Here is a 17221-nt window from a genome sequence, read left to right as displayed (position 1 = left end):
CCTAACCGCGCAACTCAGCTCGACAGCGGATCGTACTGAATATGTTCCGGCGGAGCACCTTTAGCGACCAGCGCGTCGTTGGTGGCGATCACCATCTCGGGTCGTCCGCAGATCAGGATCTGCCGATCGCCCCAGCCGCCATAGCGGGTCACCACCTCGGGCAGCCGTCCGGTCTGGCGCACATGCAGGCCCCGCGGCGGGGTCGGATCGGGATACTCGGCAGCCCACGGCGGGTCGCCGCCGTACTCCGACACCGGGGTCACCGACAGCCACGGGTTCTGCGAGGCGATCTCCCACAGGGTGGGCAGGTCGTAGAGTTCGCAGGGATAGCGCCCGCCGAAGAACAGGTGCACCCGGGGGTTCACCGCGAAGCGCGCCAGATCCATGATGATCGCGCGTAGCGGCGCCAGTCCGGTGCTGCCGGCCACCATCAGCACGTCGCTGCCCTCGCGATCGACGTGCAGGGCACCGTGTGGGCTGGACAGCCGCCACCGGTCACCGGGGCGGGTCTCCGCGACGATGGCGGTGCTGACCATGCCGCCCGACACCGCGCGCACATGGAACTCGATCCCGCCGCTGTCGTCTGAGGGCATGGCCGGCGTCAGGAACCGCCACCGTCTCGGGCACTGCGGGATCTCGCCTTTGACGTACTGGCCGGGGTGATAGGGCATCGGCCGGTCCAGATACAGCCGCACCACCGCCAGATCCCGCGACACCCGATGGTGTTCGACCACGGTGCCGTCCCACCAGGCCGGTCCGACCTCGGCGTCGGCGGCACCGCTCATCACCCCGGTGATCAGATTCAACGACTGGCGGGCGGTGTCGGCGAGGTCGTCGGTCCAGGCGGCGGCGAAGTGGCTGCGCCAGGTGGTGAGCAGTGCCTGCCGCAGCGTCTCGTAATGGGCGGGCATGACGCCGTAGGTGCGGTGGTCCCGGCCCAGTTGAGCCAGGAAGGCGACCAGCGTCGGGGCCCGTTGGGCGGTGAGTTCGGTGTAGATCCAGTCCAGCGCGTGGGTGAACGCGGCCCGCTGAGCTTCCATGTCGGCGGGAAACAGGTCGCGCACCGACGGGTCGACGGCGAACCACTGATCGAAGAACCCGCGCACCAGGTCGGTGCCCGGAGCGGATCCGGTGATGGCGGCGTGCAGTGCCCGCAGCGCATCCTGGTCCTCGAGGCCCACGACCGAGCAGTGTATGCCCAGCTGCGGTGATGTGGTCCGATCCACGGCAGATCCGGCCGCGTGACCAGGATCCGATGTCGACGGGCGGGCCTGTTAGAGCGCGTGAATCCCGTTGTGCACCATCATCAAACCGATCAGGACCAGAACGGCGGCCAGCATGGCGGCGTGCTGCTGCTCCATCCAGACCTTCACCCGGGTCAGCAGCGTGTGCAGGCGCTCACCGGCGGCGACGTAGGCCAGCACGGGGACGGCGACCGAGGAGCCCGCGACGGCGACGAAGAACGCGGCGGCTGTCCACGCCTCCGGACGTTCGAGTCCGGCGCTGCCCACGGCCAGGCCGGCGGCGGCGCACATGATCGACACCTCCAGCCGGACCACCGCCAGCACCACGGCCGTCATCCCGGCTCGCGCCGGCGTCATGCCGGTGAATGATCGCATCCACCGCGGCATCTCGGTGTGACGATGCCGGGTCGCCCACCGGTAGCCGCCGAATGCGATCAGCGCGACACCGATCACGATGCGCAGCCAGGAGGCCCAGGTCGGTGGGGACTTGTGCAGGCCGCCGAGCAGACCCGAGGCCGCGAGGAAAATCGCGGTCAGCGCGGCCAGGCTGAACAGCCAGCCGGCAAGGAACGACAGGCCGGTGGCACGCGGCCGTGGTGTGCTCAGCACCAGCACTGCCGGGATCACCGACAGCGGTGACAGGGAGATCACCAACGCGAGCGGAACGAGATCGGTTATCGCCGAACTCCAACTTCCTGTCACGGTCAGCACGTTAGCCCATCATTGACAGGTAGGTAAAAACCTACCTATTGTGATCGGCATGTCGCCGCGCACCAAATCGAGCCGGGTCGACAACGTTTTCGGGGCGCTGGCCAACCGCACCCGGCGCGACATCCTCGATCAGCTGCTCGACGGGCCGCGCAGCGTCGCCGCGCTCGCGGAGGGTTTCGATATGGCCCGTCCGAGTGTGTCCGAGCACCTCAAGGTGCTGAGGGAGTGCGGACTGGTCAGTGAGCGCAGACAGGGAAGGTTTCGCTATTACCAGGTCAACCCCGATCCACTGCAACAGATTTCGTCGTGGCTCAGTCCCTATGAACGGTTCTGGCGTGAGAGGTTGAACGCGTTGGGAGAGGTGCTCGAGGACATCGCCGAAGGAGAGCAATGACGATCCGCCCCGACGACCGAACCGTCGTTGAAATCGACCAGTTCTATCCACATCCGCCCGAGCGGGCCTGGCGGGTACTGACCACACCCGAGCTGATGGCGCGCTGGCTGATGCAACCGGCCGGCTTCGAGCCGGTGGTCGGCGCCCACTTCACCTTCCACGGCCAACCGATGCCGTCGGTCGGTTTCTCCGGCGAAATCGCCTGCGAGGTGCTCGACGTGTCCGAGGCGGAACACCTGACGTTCAGCTGGGCGGACGCCCGGTCGAACGAACCGCCCGCATGGGTGGTGAGCTGGACCCTGCGACCGGAGGGCCACGGCACTCGGGTCATCCTGCGGCACAGCGGATTCGATCCCGATGACGACCTGCAGCAGCGCTCGCGGACCATCATGGGTGGGGGATGGCTGCGCATCGCAGGCCGGCTTGGTGAGGTGCTGGACGGCTAGTTGCGCCGGTGACGCGCAGCGGCGGGCGCGACGGTGTGGACCGATACGCAAGCCGCGGCGTGTCCGGGATGAAACGGCACACCGGAAAAAAATTTCGAAGTTGAGCGGAACAGACTCAACATTGACGGCGTTGAAGAACACGACAAGCATTTTTGACGGGCCCCACCAGGCCCCCTCTGACCCCGAATGGAGGTGTCGTGGACTCATTCAACCCGACCACCAAGACCCAAGCGGCGCTGACCGCGGCCTTGCAGGCGGCCACCGCCGCCGGCAATCCCGAAATCCGGCCGGCGCACCTGCTGTTGGCGCTGTTGACCCAGAACGACGGGATCGCGGCGCCGCTGCTCGAGGCGGTCGGCGTCGATCCGGCAACGGTTCGCACCGAGACCCAGCAGCTGCTGGACCGGCTACCGCAGGCCAGCGGGGCCAGCGCGCAGCCGCAGCTGTCCCGCGAATCGCTGGCTGCCATCACCGTCGCGCAGCAGCTGGCCACCGAGCTGGACGACCAGTACGTGTCCACCGAACACCTGGTGGTCGGGTTGGCGACCGGCGACTCCGACGTCGCCAAACTGCTGAACGGCCACGGCGCGTCCCCGCAGGCGTTGCGGGAGGCGTTCGTCAAGGTCCGTGGCAGCGCGCGGGTCACCAGCCCCGACCCGGAGGCCAGCTACCAGGCATTGGAGAAGTACTCCACCGACCTGACCGCCCGGGCTCGGGAGGGCAAGCTCGACCCGGTCATCGGCCGCGACACCGAGATCCGCCGGGTGGTGCAGGTCTTGAGCCGACGCACCAAGAACAACCCGGTGCTCATCGGTGAGCCGGGCGTCGGAAAGACGGCGATCGTGGAGGGCCTGGCGCAGCGCATCATCGCCGGCGACGTGCCGGACAGCCTGCGCGACAAAACCGTCGTCGCCCTGGACCTGGGTTCGATGGTGGCCGGCGCCAAGTACCGCGGCGAGTTCGAGGAACGGCTCAAGGCCGTCCTGGACGAGATCAAGGACTCCGCCGGGCAGGTGATCACGTTCATCGACGAGCTGCACACGATCGTCGGCGCCGGTGCCACCGGTGAGGGTGCGATGGATGCCGGCAACATGATCAAGCCGATGCTGGCCCGCGGCGAGCTGCGCCTGGTCGGCGCCACCACGCTGGAGGAATACCGCAAGTACATCGAGAAGGACGCCGCCCTGGAGCGCCGTTTCCAGCAGGTGTACGTCGGGGAACCGTCCGCCGAGGACACCATCGGCATCCTGCGCGGCCTCAAGGACCGCTACGAGGTGCACCACGGGGTCCGGATCACCGACTCCGCGCTGGTTGCGGCGGCCACCCTTTCCGACCGCTACATCACCGCGCGGTTCCTGCCGGACAAGGCCATCGACCTGGTCGACGAGGCTGCCTCGCGTCTGCGGATGGAGATCGATTCCCGGCCGGTGGAGATCGACGAGGTCGAACGGCTGGTGCGCCGGCTGGAGATCGAGGAGATGGCGCTGGCCAAGGAGGAAGACGACGCGTCGGCGGACCGGCTGGTCAAGCTGCGCTCCGAGCTAGCCGACCAGAAGGAGAAGCTGGCGCAGCTCACCAGCAGGTGGCAGAACGAGAAGAACGCCATCGACATCGTCCGCGAGCTCAAAGAACAGCTCGAAGAGCTGCGCGGCGAATCCGACCGCGCTGAACGCGACGGTGATCTGGCCAAGGCGGCCGAACTGCGCTACGGGCGGATCCCCGAGGTCGAGAAACAACTCGAGGCGGCGCTGCCGAACGCGCAGGCCCGCGAAGACGTCATGCTCAAGGAGGAGGTCGGGCCCGACGACATCGCCGATGTGGTGAGTGCGTGGACCGGGATCCCGGCCGGACGGCTCCTGGAGGGTGAAACCGCCAAGCTGCTGCGCATGGAAGACGAGCTGGGCCACCGCGTCGTCGGACAGAGGAAGGCGGTCACTGCTGTTTCAGATGCGGTTCGCAGAGCGCGGGCGGGCGTCGCCGACCCCAACCGGCCCACCGGCTCGTTCCTGTTCCTGGGCCCCACCGGCGTCGGGAAAACCGAGCTGGCCAAGGCACTGGCCGACTTCTTGTTCGACGACGAGCGGGCGATGGTCCGCATCGACATGAGCGAGTACGGCGAGAAGCACTCGGTGGCCCGGCTGGTCGGGGCGCCCCCCGGCTACGTCGGCTACGACCAGGGTGGGCAGCTGACCGAGGCGGTGCGCCGCCGGCCCTACACGGTGGTGCTGTTCGACGAGGTCGAAAAGGCGCATCCGGACGTGTTCGACGTGCTGCTGCAGGTGCTCGACGAGGGCCGGCTCACCGACGGACAGGGCCGTACCGTCGACTTCCGCAACACCATCCTGATCCTGACCTCCAACCTGGGGTCCGGTGGCAACGAGGAGCAGGTGATGGCCGCGGTGCGGGCGGCGTTCAAGCCCGAGTTCATCAATCGGCTCGACGACGTGCTGATCTTCGAGGCGCTCAACCCCGAAGAGCTGGTGCAGATCGTCGACATCCAACTGCAGCAGTTGGGCAAGCGCCTGGCGCAGCGCCGGCTGACCCTGGAGGTGTCGCTGAAGGCCAAGAAGTGGCTGGCCAAGCGCGGCTTCGACCCGGTCTACGGGGCGCGTCCGCTGCGGCGCCTGGTTCAGCAGGCCATCGGTGATCAGTTGGCCAAGATGCTGCTGGCCGGCGAGGTGCACGACGGCGACACCGTGCCGGTCAATGTCAGTGCCGACGGCGACGGTCTGGTGCTGGGCTAGCCACCAGCGCGAGCAGACGCAAATGTGCCCTGTAACTCGGTTACCAGGGCATATTTGCGTCTGCTCGGCCTGGGGTGGCAGGACCCTGGATAACAGGCGCCTGTGCGCAACCTGTACGTCTGATATGCGGTTGTGACCTGCTGGGATTCTGGTTCTGCGGGCCGAACAGATACGCTTACCCCTGATGGTCCCGCTTTGGTTCACGCTGTCCGCACTGTGCTTCGTCGGTGCGGCGGTCTTGTTGTACGTCGACATCGACCGGCGCCGCGGACACAGCAGGCGGCGCAGGTCGTGGGCCCGGTCGCACGGATTCGACTACGAACGCGAGTCCAACGAGATCCCCAAGCGCTGGAAGCGCGGGGTGATGTCGGCCGTCGGTGACGCCCCGGCCCGCAACGTGGTGTTGGGCCAGATCCGCGGTGAGGCGGTCTACATCTTCGATCTCGAAGAGGTGGCGACCGTGGTCGCGCTGCACCGCAAGGTGGGCACCAACGTGGTGGTCGACGTGCGGCTCAAGGGCCTCAAGGAGCCGCGCGAGAACGACATCTGGCTGCTCGGCGCGATCGGACCGCGGATGGTGTACTCCACCAACCTCGACGCCGCCCGGCGCGCCTGCGACCGCCGCATGGTCACCTTCGCCCACACCGCGCCGGACTGCGCGGAGATCATGTGGAACGAGGAGCACTGGACGCTGGTCAGCATGCCGATCTCCAGCACCCGGGCGCAGTGGGACGAGGGCCTGCGCACCGTGCGCCAGTTCAACGACCTGTTGCGGGTGTTGCCGCCGGTGTCCCAAACCGCGGCGGCGTCGCAGCCGGCGGGACGGCGTGCCATGACCCCCAGCCGTCCGCTGGTGCCGGCCTCCCAGCCGGAGTTGCCGTCGGCGCGCACCGAGTTGCGTCCCGACGCCCCGGGCCGCAACGGCCGGCACGCTCCGCACTATCAGCGCTGAGCGCAGCGCTGCGTACACTGGCGCAGTGCCTCGCCCCGTCGCCCTGATCACCGGGCCCACATCCGGCCTGGGTGCGGGCTTCGCGCGACGCTTCGCCGCCGACGGCTATGACCTGGTTCTGGTGGCACGCGACGCCGACCGGCTGGAGCAGCTGGCCGCTGAGCTGCGCGATGAGGGCGGTCGCAGCGTGGAGGTGCTGCGCGCCGACCTCGCCGACGCCGACGACCGCGGCCGGGTCGCCGACCGGTTGGCCGCCGGGGTTCGCGTCTTGGTGAACAACGCCGGCTTCGGTACCTCCGGTGAGTTCTGGACCGCCGAACCGTCACTGCTGCAAGCACAATTGGATGTCAACGTCACCGCGGTGATGCAGCTGACCCGGGCTGCGCTGCCGGCGATGCTGGACGCCGGCGCCGGCACCGTGATCAACGTGGCCAGCGTGGCCGGGCTGCTGTCGGGTCGAGGATCGACATACTCGGCGTCCAAATCCTGGGTGATCGCCTTCTCCGAGGGGCTGGCCAACGGGCTCAAGGACACCGGCGTCGGCGTGCACGCCGTGTGCCCGGGCTTCGTGCACACCGAGTTTCATCAACGCGCCGGCATCGACATGGACTCGTTGCCGTCGTTCCTGTGGCTGGAGGTCGACGACGTGGTCCGGGAAAGCCTGGCCGACATCGCTGGAGGGAAGGTGATCAGCATCCCCGGTGTGCAATACAAAATGCTGACCAGTGCCGGACGGGTGGTGCCGCGCACCCTGGTGCGGGCGGTCAACAACGTGATCGGGCGGGGCCGTGGGCGCACTTGATCCCGCAGCCCGCGGCGAGCTGGCTGACCTGGTGCGCCGCCTGTCGGTGGTGCACGGTCGGGTCACGTTGTCCTCGGGCAAGGAAGCCGACTACTACGTCGACCTGCGGCGCGCGACCCTGCATCACCAGGCTGCACCGCTGATCGGCCGGCTGATGCGTCAGCTCACCGACGACTGGGACTATGCGGCGGTCGGCGGATTGACCTTGGGCGCTGACCCGGTGGCCACCGCGGTCATGCACGCCCCCGGTCGTCCCATCGACGCCTTCGTGGTCCGTAAATCGGTGAAAGCCCATGGGATGCAACGGCTTATCGAGGGTGCCGACGTCAACGGTCAGCGGGTTCTGGTGGTGGAGGACACCAGCACGACCGGCGGTTCGGTGCTGACCGCGGTGCGCGCGGTGCTCGACGCCGGGGGTGAGGTGGTCGGCGTGACCACCGTCGTGGATCGGGCCACTGGGGCCGCCGAAGCCGTTGCCGCTGAAGGCCTTCCGTACCGTAGCGTGCTGGGGCTTGCCGATCTGGGGCTGCGCTAGGCCGCCGTGCGGACGTTAATCGCGGTGCTGACGGCCAGTGTGCTCGCGCTGGCCGCCGCCTGCTCGAACGACGCCGAAAGGCCCAGTCCCTATGGTGCGCAGGCGGCTCGGATCGGCGAGTCGCTGACCGTGCTGGGTTGGAACCTCGCGGTGTCCAACCTGCGCTGGGACGACGACGGGATGCTGATCGACGTCGAGGGTGCCCCCGCCGATCCGGATGCGCCGCACGCCAAGCCCGCGGATCTGCGGTTCGGTGTGTACGGTGCGTTGAGTCATCCGCTGGAGGTCACCGGCGTCGGCAGTTGCGCCGGCGTGGCCGGTCCGAGTGTGTCGGCTAGCCGGCCACTGTCCGCGGCGGCCGCGGACCGACTCAGCGGCACCGTGTGTCTGGGCCGGTTGAAGGAGCGCAGCCAGGTCCGCGGCGTCTACGTGTACTCACCGGCGGACCGGATCGCGGGCAGCACCACGGCTTATGCCGCGTCGTTCCCGGTGGGACTGGCGCCGACCGACGCCGACACCGGGCTGGCCGTGACGACCACCGGTGTCACCGCCTGGCGGGCCGACGGCACCCCGCTGACACCGGCCTCGCTGGGTGACCCCGTCGCGTTCAGCGGCAACGGCTACATGCTGCTGAACCTGGTCGTCGACGCCCCCGCCGGCCGGTACCGTGCAGACGCCGCCGCCCGCGGTGGACCGATGATGCTGGTCGTCGGGCCCGCACAGCCCGTACCGAACCTGGACCCGGCCTGCGCGGACGCCGGATCGGTCGCGCTGATCCTGCCCGACGCCGCGCTGGACGCCGTCCATGTCGCCACGTCGCTGTGCAGCCACGGCGAGGTCACCGCCGCGGTGCTGTACGCCACGGTGTCCGCGGTCGGCACGCACGCCGCCGTGTGGACCACGGATGCCTGATTCGCATCCCGGGCCCACCGAGTGGGGTGCACCGGTCAGCGGTGTGGGCCCGTGGCCGGGCGAACCGCCCACCGATCCGCGCTACGACCCGGAGCTGCTGCGCGACGGCGACACCCGCAACGTCGTCGACGCCTACCGCTACTGGACCCGGGCGGCGATCGTCGCCGACATCGATCAACGACGCCATCCGCTGCACATCGCCATCGAGAACTTCGGTCACGACGCCAACATCGGGTCGGTGGTGCGCACCGCCAACGCGTTCGCCGTGCACACCGTGCACATCGTGGGGCGGCGGCGGTGGAACCGGCGGGGCGCCATGGTCACCGACCGCTATCAGCGGCTGCGGCACCACGACAGCGTCGCCGAACTGCTGGCCTTCGCCCACGCCGCGGACCTGGCCGTTGTCGCGGTGGACAATCTTCCCGGCGCCACCCGACTCGAGCAGACCACGCTGCCCCGCGACTGTCTGATGGTGTTCGGCCAGGAGGGGCCCGGCCTCAGCGACGACCTGCGGGCCGGTGCCGACCTGGCGGTGTCGATCGCCCAGTTCGGTTCCACCCGCAGCATCAACGTCGGGGTCGCCGCCGGGATCGCCATGCACACCTGGATTACCCAGCACGGCGCCCTCGGGCACGCCTGGTAGGGCAGGATCGAGGGATGGATCGGGTATGGGCGAACCGGGCGGCCAGCGCCGAGGCCGCCGTACGGCAACGGCACCTGAAACGGCTCTGGTATCTGCCGGGCACCCAGTTGGGCGTGGTCGGCTGGCCGCCCACCCGGCGCGACAAGTGGTTCGGCAGCTGGCATTACTGGTGGCAGGCGCATCTGCTGGACTGCCTGGTCGACGCCCAGCTGCGCGACCCGCTCACCGACCGGCACGACGAGATCGCCCGGCAGATCCGGGCACATCGGTTGCGCAACAACGGCTCCTGGGTGAACAAGTACTACGACGACATGGCCTGGCTGGCGCTGGCGATCGAACGCGCCAGCCGAACCGTCGGCGTCGACCGGCACCGCGCACTGGACAAGCTGCGCGACCAGTTGGTTCAGGCCTGGGTACCCGAGGACGGCGGCGGAATCCCGTGGCGCAAACAAGACCAGTTCTTCAACGCCCCCGCCAACGGGCCGGCCGGCATCTTCCTGGCCCGCTACGGTGACCGGCTGCGCCGGGCCCAGCAGATGGCCGACTGGATCGACGAGACCCTGATCGACCCGGAAACCCACCTGGTATTCGACGGCATCAAGGCCGGCTCCCTGGTCCGCGCCCAGTACACCTACTGCCAGGGCGTGGTGCTCGGCCTGGAAACCGAGCTGGCCGTGCGCACCCGGGACCCCCGCCACGCCCCGCGGGTGCACCGACTGGTCGCCGCGGTCGAGGCGGAGATGGCGCCGGGCGGCGTCATCAAGGGCGCCGGGGGCGGCGACGGCGGGCTGTTCAGCGGCATCACCGCTCGCTACCTCGCCCTGGTGGCCACCAGCCTGCCCGGTGACTCGCCGGCCGACGTCGCGGCCCGCGACACCGCCCGCCACCTGGTACTGACGTCGGCACAGTCGGCGTGGGACTACCGCCAGCCGCTCAACGGGCTACCGCTGTTCGGGCCGTTTTGGGACCGCACTGCCGAGTTGCCCGCCGAGGACGGACAGTCGGCCCAATTCGACAACGGCGCGGTGGACAGCTCCGCCACGCCCGAACGGGATCTGTCGGTGCAGTTGTCCGGCTGGATGCTGATGGAGGCCGCGCACACCGTCACCGGCGATTGACTGTGCTGACCGACCTCGCCGGCTACTCGCTGTTGTGGGTGGTCAGCGCGGGGTCAACGTCGGTGGAGACGCGACGCCGGCGGTTCAGGTAGGACTTGCCGGCATGGAACATCGCGGGCAGCAACGACACGAACAGGATGCCCAGGATGATCGTCTCGAGGTGATCGGTGATGCCGGGCACCTTGGTGCCGAGGAAGTAGCCGGTCAGCGTCATGCCGGCACCCCAGAGCAGGCCGCCGACGATGTCGAAGCCCAGATACACCGGATAGCGCATGTAGGACACGCCGGCGATCACCGGGACGAACGTCCGCGCGAACGGCACGAAACGGGCCAGGATGATCGCCTTGGGCCCGTACTTTTCGAAGAACGCGTGTGAGTCGGTGACGTAATGCTTCTTGAAGAAGCGCGAGTCTTCCTTCTTGAACAGCGCCGGCCCGATCCGGCGCCCGATGAAATACCCGGTTTGGTCACCGAGCACGGCGACGATCGCGACGGCCGGGGCCAGCACCCAGATGCTGACCGGGTGGTTGGGGTGCGCAGCCAAAAGGCCGCCGGTCACCAGCAGCGACTCGCCCGGCAGCAGCGCGAACAGCAGCCCGGTCTCGGCGAAGACGATCATCAGGATGGCCGGCAACACCGCGTGACGGAACACCCCGGTCTCCGGCCCGATCCAGTACCAGGGGTCTAACAGGCCAGGTAGGGCCACCAGGGTCGTGCTCATGAGGCTCTAACATACCGGTGTTGGCCAGGTGGGCTGTTTCACGTGACCGTGACCTTGGAATACTGAGGGGCATACGTGGCCATATGAACCCCGTTCGACTCGCCAGGAGGAAGTTCCATGCCCATCGCAACGCCTGAGGTATATGCCGAGATGCTCGGCCGCGCCAAGGACAACGCGTACGCGTTCCCGGCGATCAACTGCACCTCCTCGGAGACCATCAACGCCGCGATCAAGGGATTCGCCGACGCCGGTAGCGACGGCATCATCCAGTTCTCCACCGGCGGAGCGGAGTTCGGCTCCGGCCTGGGCGTCAAGGACATGGTGAGCGGTGCGGTCGCGCTGGCCGAGTTCACCCACGTGATCGCGGCGAAGTACCCCATCAACGTGGCGCTGCACACCGACCACTGCCCCAAGGACAAGCTGGACGGCTTCGTGCGGCCGCTGCTGGCGATCTCCAGTGAAAGGGTGCGCGCGGGTCACAATCCGCTGTTCCAGTCGCACATGTGGGACGGCTCGGCGGTGCCGATCGACGAGAACCTCGACATCGCCCGCGAGCTGCTCAAGCAGTCCGCCGCCGCCAACATCATCCTGGAGATCGAGATCGGCGTGGTCGGCGGCGAAGAGGACGGCGTGGACAACGAGATCAACGACAAGCTCTACACCACCGCCGAGGACTTCGAGAAGACCGTCGCCGCGCTGGGCGTCGGCGAACACGGCAAATACCTGCTGGCGGCGACCTTCGGCAACGTGCACGGCGTCTACAAGCCCGGCAACGTCAAGCTGCGCCCCGACATCCTGGGTGAGGGCCAGAAGGTGGCGTCGGCCAAGTTGGGGTTGGCGGCCGGCTCCAAGCCGTTCGACTTCGTCTTCCACGGCGGTTCGGGGTCGCTGAAGTCCGAGATCGAGGAAGCCCTGCAGCACGGTGTGGTGAAGATGAACGTCGACACCGACACCCAGTACGCGTTCACCCGCCCGATCGCCGGCCACATGTTCAGCAACTACGACGGCGTGCTCAAGGTCGACGGCGAGGTCGGCAACAAGAAGACCTACGACCCGCGCAGCTACCTGAAGAAGGCTGAGGCGGCGATGACCGAGCGGGTCGTCGAGGCCTGCAACGACCTGCACTGCGCCGGTAAGTCGCTGGCCGGCTAACCCCGGCGAAAAGACGTAAAAGTGCCCTATTCCGGACGGAATAGGGCACTTTTACGTCTGCTGGCGCGAGAAGCTAGCCGGTCGGGGCCTGGCAGATCTTCCACTGGTCGTCACGGAACTGCAGGTCCAGGCTGCGGGTCGACCGGATCTGCGGTGCGTAGGCCATGAACGCGGTGACATTGGCTTCGGCGTGCTCGCCGTTGATCACGACCTGGTCGATGCTGGAGATCACCGGATAGCGCTTGGCGGCCTCGACCCGGCCGTAGGTGTCGGTCCATGCCTGGTCGTTGAAGGCGACGTAGCCGTCGCGCTGCCCGCCACAGGTCATACTGCGCAGCGCGGCCAGGTCGCCCTTTTGCAGCGCGCTGTCGTAGTTGAGGATCGTGGAGCGCACCTGGTCCTCCTGCGACACCTTCGGCTTGTTCTCGCGGGTCAGCCACACCGTGCCGAGCACCGCGATCGCCGCCAACGCCAGCACCACCAGGATCAGCGCCAACACCCAGCCCCAGCGACGCGCGGTCGCCGGTGGCAGTTTGTCCGCCAACCGCGGCGGGATGAGTTGCGGGGTGGCCTTGCCCGGCTGCTGCTGCGGCGGAGCGGTCGGGAACACCTCGGTGGGCTGGCTCGGTCCGGTCGGGATGATCTGGGTGGCACCGGCATCGAACCCCGGCGCGGTGAAGCGGCGCTCCGGCGCAGGCTGCTGCGGATCGGTGGTCACGAACATCTCGGTCGGCGCGCTGGCGGTGGTGTCGATCGCCTGGGTGGCGTAATCGGCGTCGGCCGGCGCCACCGGGTAGCTGTCGGTGACCTGCTGATTCGGATCGGTGGGCTGCTCCTCGGGCGGGTTCACCTGAGCGGGTTCGGGACCACGTTCGGACCCCGGCGGTGTCGGAGCGCTGTCGCGGTCGGGCCCGGATGGGTTCGGCATGAGTGCTGCTGTCCTCCCGCTAGCGAATGGGCTGCTATTAGCTTACTGAGCAATGCCGCTATCACGTGGAGCGGCCGCGATACGGCAGAATGGCGGCAATGCGCGATCTGTTGGGTCCCGACCCGATTCTGCTGCCCGCCGCCGAAGATGCCGAGGACGCGTTGGCCGTCGGCCAGAACCCGACGAGTGTCGCGGCCGCCCATCCGTCGGCGTCGGTGGCCTGGGCGGCGCTGGCCGAAGCGGCGTTGACCGACGGCCAGGCCGTCACCGCCTACGCGTACGCCCGCACCGGCTACCACCGCGGCCTGGACCTGTTGCGCCGCAACGGCTGGAAGGGATTCGGTCCGGTGCCGTTTGCGCACGAACCCAACCGCGGCTTCCTGCGCTGTGTGGCCGCACTGGCCCGCGCTGCCGCGGCGATCGGCGAAACCGACGAGCAGGCGCGCTGCCTGGATCTGCTCGACGACTGCGACCCGGGCGCCCGCGCGGCGCTGGACCTGGCCTAGCAGCCCGCGCAACCACCGAAGCCGTCGGATGGCTCCACCTGCACGGTGGCGTGCTCGAGCCCGTGGGCGGCCAGCACGGCGCGCGCCTGGCCCAGCACCCGCATCGAGTCAGCGCTACTGGTCAAGTGGGCGGTCACCATGTCCTTGCCCGGCGCCAGCGTCCAGACGTGCAGGTCGTGCACGTCGGTCACCCCGTCCAGGGCGCCCAGCGCCGACCGCAGCGCGTCGACGTCGATGTGGTCCGGTGATGATTCGGACAGAATCCGCAACGCCGAACCGGCCAGCGAAATCGCCCGCGGCAGCACCCATAACGCAACGAGGACGGCGACCACCACGTCGGCGTAGGTCCAGTGCGTGGTTACGGTGACCACGCCGGCGATCAGCACGCCGACGCTGCCGACGGTGTCGGCGACCACCTCCATGTAGGCACCCTTGACCGCCAGGCTGTGCTCGGCGTGGGAGCGCAGTAACAGCATCACCACCGCGTTGGCGACCAGCCCGGCGCAGGCCACCACGATCATCGGCACGCCCGGGATTTCTGGGGCGTCACCGAGCCGTTGGAGCGCCTCGTCGAGGATGATCGCAGCGACCGCGATCAGCAGCGCGGCATTGATGACCGCGGTGAACACCTCGGCGCGGTGCCAGCCGTAGGTGCGGGCCGAGGAGGAACTGCCCCGCCGGGCCAGCATCACCGCGATCAGACCCATGATCAGCGCGGCCAGATCGGTCAGGATGTGCCCGGCGTCGGCCAGCAGCGCGATCGAGTTGATCAGCAGTGCGGTGGTCAATTCCACGACCAGGAATCCGGTCAGCACCGCGGCCGCGGCGATCATCCGGGACGCGCGGGCATCGCCGTGGCTGTGATCGTGGCCGGCGCCCATAGCAGGAAATATAAGTGGTGCAGGCGCGGTGCGGAGTCCGGTCAGCCAGGCCGCTGCCGGCTGAGCGGGCGACCCGCTACAGCCACGCGCTCCAGAACCGGGTCAGGCCCATGCCCAGCCCGGCCAGGGTGCCGGAGACGCCGGACAGTTCGAAGAACCACAGCACGGCGGAGAAGAACCACTGGTTCAGCACCGGCGAGATCAACAACACCACCAGCACCAGCAGGCCCCACTGTTTGACCGGTTGAAGGGTGCGCTGGGTCTGCGGGCTCAGGTGAGGTTCCAGCGCCCCGTAGCCGTCCAGGCCCGGCATCGGCAGCAGGTTCAACAGCAGCGCGGTGACCTGTAGGAAAGCCAGAAACGCCACCCCGGCCCAGAACACGGCGTGATCGATGTCGAAGAACTGCCGGGTGACCCCCAGCAGCACCACCGCCAAAACGAGGTTGGCCGACGGGCCGGCCAGGCTGACCAGGCTGCGCCGCGTCGGCGGCATCAACCCGGTCTGCAGATACACCGCCCCGCCGGGCAGCCCGATCCCGCCCAGCGCGATGAACAGCATCGGCAACCCCAGCGACAGCAGCGGATGGCTGTAGCGGCGCGGGTCCAGGGTGAGGTAACCGCGTACCTCGACGGTCTGGTCGCCGAACCGCCAGGCGGTTGCCGCGTGGCCGAACTCGTGCAGACACAGCGACACCGTCCAGCCGGCGATCACGAACAAAAACACCCCGGCGTAGGCCAGCGGCCGCACCTCGGTCCCGGCCTGCCAGGCCAACCCGCCGCCGACCGCGGTCAACCCCAGGAGGAGCAGAAAAATCGGGCTCGGACGCATCGGGCCGATCTTTCCGTAACTTCGCGCCGGCCGCACGCGCGGTGCCCGGTACTGTCGGCCCCTGATGGCTCAAGAAACGACCGGGCGCTCCTGGTGGGGCTGGGGCAATATCGCCGACGCGGTCACCGGCCCCGAACGTGCCGCCCTGACCGAGCGGGTCGCGGCGATGCTGCCCGGGGCGGATCTGACCGTGCACGAGCCGCCACCGCTGTCCGCTCTGAATATCCCCGCCCCGCGGGTGGCGGCACCGGATTCGCTGGCAGGGCTGGTCACCGCGGACATCCGGGACCGCGTCGCGCACGCCCACGGACAGGCGTTCCGCGACGTCGTCCGCAACCTGCTGGGCCGCCTCGACCACGTCCCCGACCTGGTGGTGCGGCCGCAGACCGAGCGCGACGTCGCCGACATCCTGGATTGGTGCACCGACGCCGCGGTGGCGGTGATCCCGTTCGGCGGCGGCACGTCGGTGGTCGGCGGGGTGGAGCCGCGCTGCGACGGCGACTTCGCCGGGACCGTCGCACTGGACCTGGGCCGGCTGAACCAGGTCCTAGAGGTCGACACCACCAGCCGAGCCGCCCGCATCCAGGCCGGCATCCTGGGTCCGGCACTGGCCGACGCGCTGCGGGTCCAGAACCTGGCGCTGCGCCATTTCCCGCAATCGTTCGAGTTCTCCACCCTCGGCGGCTGGTTGGCGACCCGCGCCGGCGGCCATTACGCCACCGTCTACACCCACATCGACGACCTGGTCGAATCGATGCGGGTGGTCAGCCCGGCCGGAACCGGCGAGTCGCGGCGGCTGCCGGGTTCGGGCGCCGGCCCCTCCCCGGACCGGATGTTCCTGGGATCGGAGGGCACCCTCGGGGTGATCACCGAGGCGTGGATGCGGCTCCAGGACCGGCCCCGCTGGCGGGCAGGCGCCTCGGTGCTGTTCGACGACTACGACCGAGCGGTCGCGGCCACCAGGGTGATCTCCCAGTCCGGGCTGTTCCCGGCGAATTGCCGGCTGCTCGATCCGGTCGAAGCGTTCATCAACGCCGGCACCGCGTCGGCGGGCGGCGTGCTGGTTTTGGCCTTCGAATCCGCCGACCATCCCGTCGAGGTGCCGATGGCCCGCGCGGTCGAGATCTGCCGGGACCACGGCGGCACCGTGCCCGACGGGGTGCGGCTCAGCGACGCCGCCGAAACCCGCGCGGCGGCCGGGGCCGCCGAGACGTGGCGGTCGGCGTTCTTGCGGATGCCCTATCAGCGCGACGCGCTGGCCGCCCAGGCGATGATCGTGGAAACCTTCGAAACCGCCTGCACCTGGGACCGTTTCGACGAACTGCGCGCCGCGGTGTCCGAGGCCGCCGCCGGCGCCTTTGCCGCCGCCGGGATCACCGGCCTGGTGACCTGTCGGTTCACCCACATCTACCCGGACGGGCCGGCGCCGTACTTCGGGATCTACGCGGCGGGCCGGTGGGGACACACCGTGCAGCAGTGGGACGACATCAAGGCGGCGGTATCGGATGCGCTCAACGCCCACGGCGGCACCATCACCCACCACCACGCCGTCGGCCGCGACCATCGGCCGTGGTACGACCGCCAGCGGCCCGACCTGTTCGCGGCGGCACTGCGGGCCGCCAAGTCTGCGCTGGACCCGGCCGGGATTCTCAACCCCGGCGTCCTCATCGATCCCGAGCCCCCGAAAGCGAGGTAGTGCAGCG

18 protein-coding genes are annotated in these 17221 nt (G+C 68.9%); 12 read left to right on the top strand and 6 right to left on the bottom strand.

Features of this window, described 5'->3' with window-relative positions; translation table 11 throughout:
- Nucleotides 1-14: 14 nt before the first annotated feature.
- Both AC5Y36_RS03615 and AC5Y36_RS03610 read right to left on the bottom strand, forming a co-directional pair.
- The gene (locus tag AC5Y36_RS03615; RefSeq protein ID WP_500039479.1) at nucleotides 15-1181 is read right to left on the bottom strand and encodes an FAD-binding oxidoreductase; all 1167 of its coding nucleotides are present in this window, start codon (nucleotides 1179-1181) and stop codon (nucleotides 15-17) included.
- A gap of 93 nt (nucleotides 1182-1274) precedes the next feature.
- Nucleotides 1275-1946 carry a GAP family protein gene (locus AC5Y36_RS03610; protein ID WP_500039478.1) on the bottom strand — a complete coding sequence of 224 codons (672 nt, stop codon included), beginning with the start codon at nucleotides 1944-1946 and terminating at the stop codon, nucleotides 1275-1277.
- Between the two features lie 58 nt (nucleotides 1947-2004).
- Here AC5Y36_RS03610 and AC5Y36_RS03605 point away from each other — a divergent pair, with 58 nt between their 5' ends.
- From AC5Y36_RS03605 to AC5Y36_RS03565, 9 genes are all read left to right on the top strand, one after another.
- Nucleotides 2005-2349 carry an ArsR/SmtB family transcription factor gene (locus AC5Y36_RS03605; protein WP_500039477.1) on the top strand — a complete coding sequence of 115 codons (345 nt, stop codon included), beginning with the start codon at nucleotides 2005-2007 and terminating at the stop codon, nucleotides 2347-2349.
- Nucleotides 2346-2795, top strand: coding sequence for an SRPBCC family protein (locus AC5Y36_RS03600; RefSeq protein ID WP_500039476.1), 450 nt, complete (start codon nucleotides 2346-2348; stop codon nucleotides 2793-2795). The genes AC5Y36_RS03605 and AC5Y36_RS03600 overlap by 4 nt, the downstream gene beginning before the upstream one ends.
- Nucleotides 2796-2992: 197 nt before the next feature.
- Complete coding sequence (gene clpB, locus AC5Y36_RS03595; protein ID WP_500039475.1) at nucleotides 2993-5539, top strand: ATP-dependent chaperone ClpB; 2547 nt, start codon at nucleotides 2993-2995, stop codon at nucleotides 5537-5539.
- A 184-nt stretch (nucleotides 5540-5723) separates the two neighbouring features.
- A complete protein-coding gene (gene ttfA / locus AC5Y36_RS03590; protein ID WP_500039474.1) occupies nucleotides 5724-6491 on the top strand; it encodes a trehalose monomycolate transport factor TtfA in 768 nt (255 codons plus the stop codon).
- Between the two features lie 25 nt (nucleotides 6492-6516).
- The gene (locus tag AC5Y36_RS03585) at nucleotides 6517-7293 is read left to right on the top strand and encodes an SDR family NAD(P)-dependent oxidoreductase (protein ID WP_500039473.1); all 777 of its coding nucleotides are present in this window, start codon (nucleotides 6517-6519) and stop codon (nucleotides 7291-7293) included.
- Entirely contained in the window at nucleotides 7280-7828 is a 549-nt protein-coding gene (gene pyrE, locus AC5Y36_RS03580) for an orotate phosphoribosyltransferase (RefSeq protein WP_500039472.1), read from the top strand. The genes AC5Y36_RS03585 and pyrE overlap by 14 nt, the downstream gene beginning before the upstream one ends.
- A 6-nt stretch (nucleotides 7829-7834) precedes the next feature.
- Nucleotides 7835-8740, top strand: a complete 906-nt coding sequence (locus tag AC5Y36_RS03575; RefSeq protein ID WP_500039471.1) for a hypothetical protein — start codon at nucleotides 7835-7837, stop codon at nucleotides 8738-8740.
- Nucleotides 8733-9383 (top strand): TrmH family RNA methyltransferase, encoded by a 651-nt coding sequence (locus AC5Y36_RS03570; protein WP_500039470.1) that lies wholly within the window; start codon nucleotides 8733-8735, stop codon nucleotides 9381-9383. The genes AC5Y36_RS03575 and AC5Y36_RS03570 overlap by 8 nt, the downstream gene beginning before the upstream one ends.
- A 14-nt stretch (nucleotides 9384-9397) precedes the next feature.
- The gene (locus AC5Y36_RS03565) at nucleotides 9398-10501 is read left to right on the top strand and encodes a glycoside hydrolase family 76 protein (protein ID WP_500039469.1); all 1104 of its coding nucleotides are present in this window, start codon (nucleotides 9398-9400) and stop codon (nucleotides 10499-10501) included.
- Nucleotides 10502-10523: 22 nt separating this feature from the next.
- Here the strand turns inward: AC5Y36_RS03565 and AC5Y36_RS03560 are convergent, their stop codons facing one another.
- A complete protein-coding gene (locus tag AC5Y36_RS03560) occupies nucleotides 10524-11222 on the bottom strand; it encodes a DedA family protein (RefSeq protein WP_500039468.1) in 699 nt (232 codons plus the stop codon).
- Nucleotides 11223-11339: 117 nt separating this feature from the next.
- Between AC5Y36_RS03560 and fbaA the strand changes: the two genes are divergently transcribed.
- Nucleotides 11340-12374 (top strand): class II fructose-bisphosphate aldolase, encoded by a 1035-nt coding sequence (gene fbaA, locus AC5Y36_RS03555; RefSeq protein ID WP_500039467.1) that lies wholly within the window; start codon nucleotides 11340-11342, stop codon nucleotides 12372-12374.
- A gap of 73 nt (nucleotides 12375-12447) precedes the next feature.
- On the opposite strand, the gene AC5Y36_RS03550 is transcribed toward fbaA, so the two are convergent.
- On the bottom strand, nucleotides 12448-13302 hold the full coding sequence (locus tag AC5Y36_RS03550) for an Rv0361 family membrane protein (RefSeq protein WP_500039466.1): 855 nt from the start codon (nucleotides 13300-13302) through the stop codon (nucleotides 12448-12450).
- A gap of 89 nt (nucleotides 13303-13391) precedes the next feature.
- On the opposite strand from AC5Y36_RS03550, the gene AC5Y36_RS03545 reads away from it, so the two are divergent.
- Complete coding sequence (locus AC5Y36_RS03545; protein ID WP_500039465.1) at nucleotides 13392-13808, top strand: DUF3151 domain-containing protein; 417 nt, start codon at nucleotides 13392-13394, stop codon at nucleotides 13806-13808.
- Here AC5Y36_RS03545 and AC5Y36_RS03540 read toward each other — a convergent pair.
- Together AC5Y36_RS03540 and AC5Y36_RS03535 are read right to left on the bottom strand one after the other, a co-directional pair.
- Entirely contained in the window at nucleotides 13805-14689 is an 885-nt protein-coding gene (locus tag AC5Y36_RS03540; RefSeq protein WP_500039464.1) for a cation diffusion facilitator family transporter, read from the bottom strand. The two genes, AC5Y36_RS03545 and AC5Y36_RS03540, sit on opposite strands and share 4 nt — an antisense overlap.
- 76 nt (nucleotides 14690-14765) lie before the next feature.
- Nucleotides 14766-15518 (bottom strand): site-2 protease family protein, encoded by a 753-nt coding sequence (locus AC5Y36_RS03535; RefSeq protein WP_500039463.1) that lies wholly within the window; start codon nucleotides 15516-15518, stop codon nucleotides 14766-14768.
- 64 nt (nucleotides 15519-15582) lie between these two features.
- Here AC5Y36_RS03535 and AC5Y36_RS03530 point away from each other — a divergent pair, with 64 nt between their 5' ends.
- Nucleotides 15583-17214 carry an FAD-binding oxidoreductase gene (locus AC5Y36_RS03530; RefSeq protein ID WP_500039462.1) on the top strand — a complete coding sequence of 544 codons (1632 nt, stop codon included), beginning with the start codon at nucleotides 15583-15585 and terminating at the stop codon, nucleotides 17212-17214.
- The last annotated feature ends 7 nt before the right edge of the window (nucleotides 17215-17221 follow it).

This window comes from Mycobacterium sp. NGS50 (genome assembly GCF_059812545.1).
This window is presented reverse-complemented; position numbering and strand designations above follow the sequence as displayed.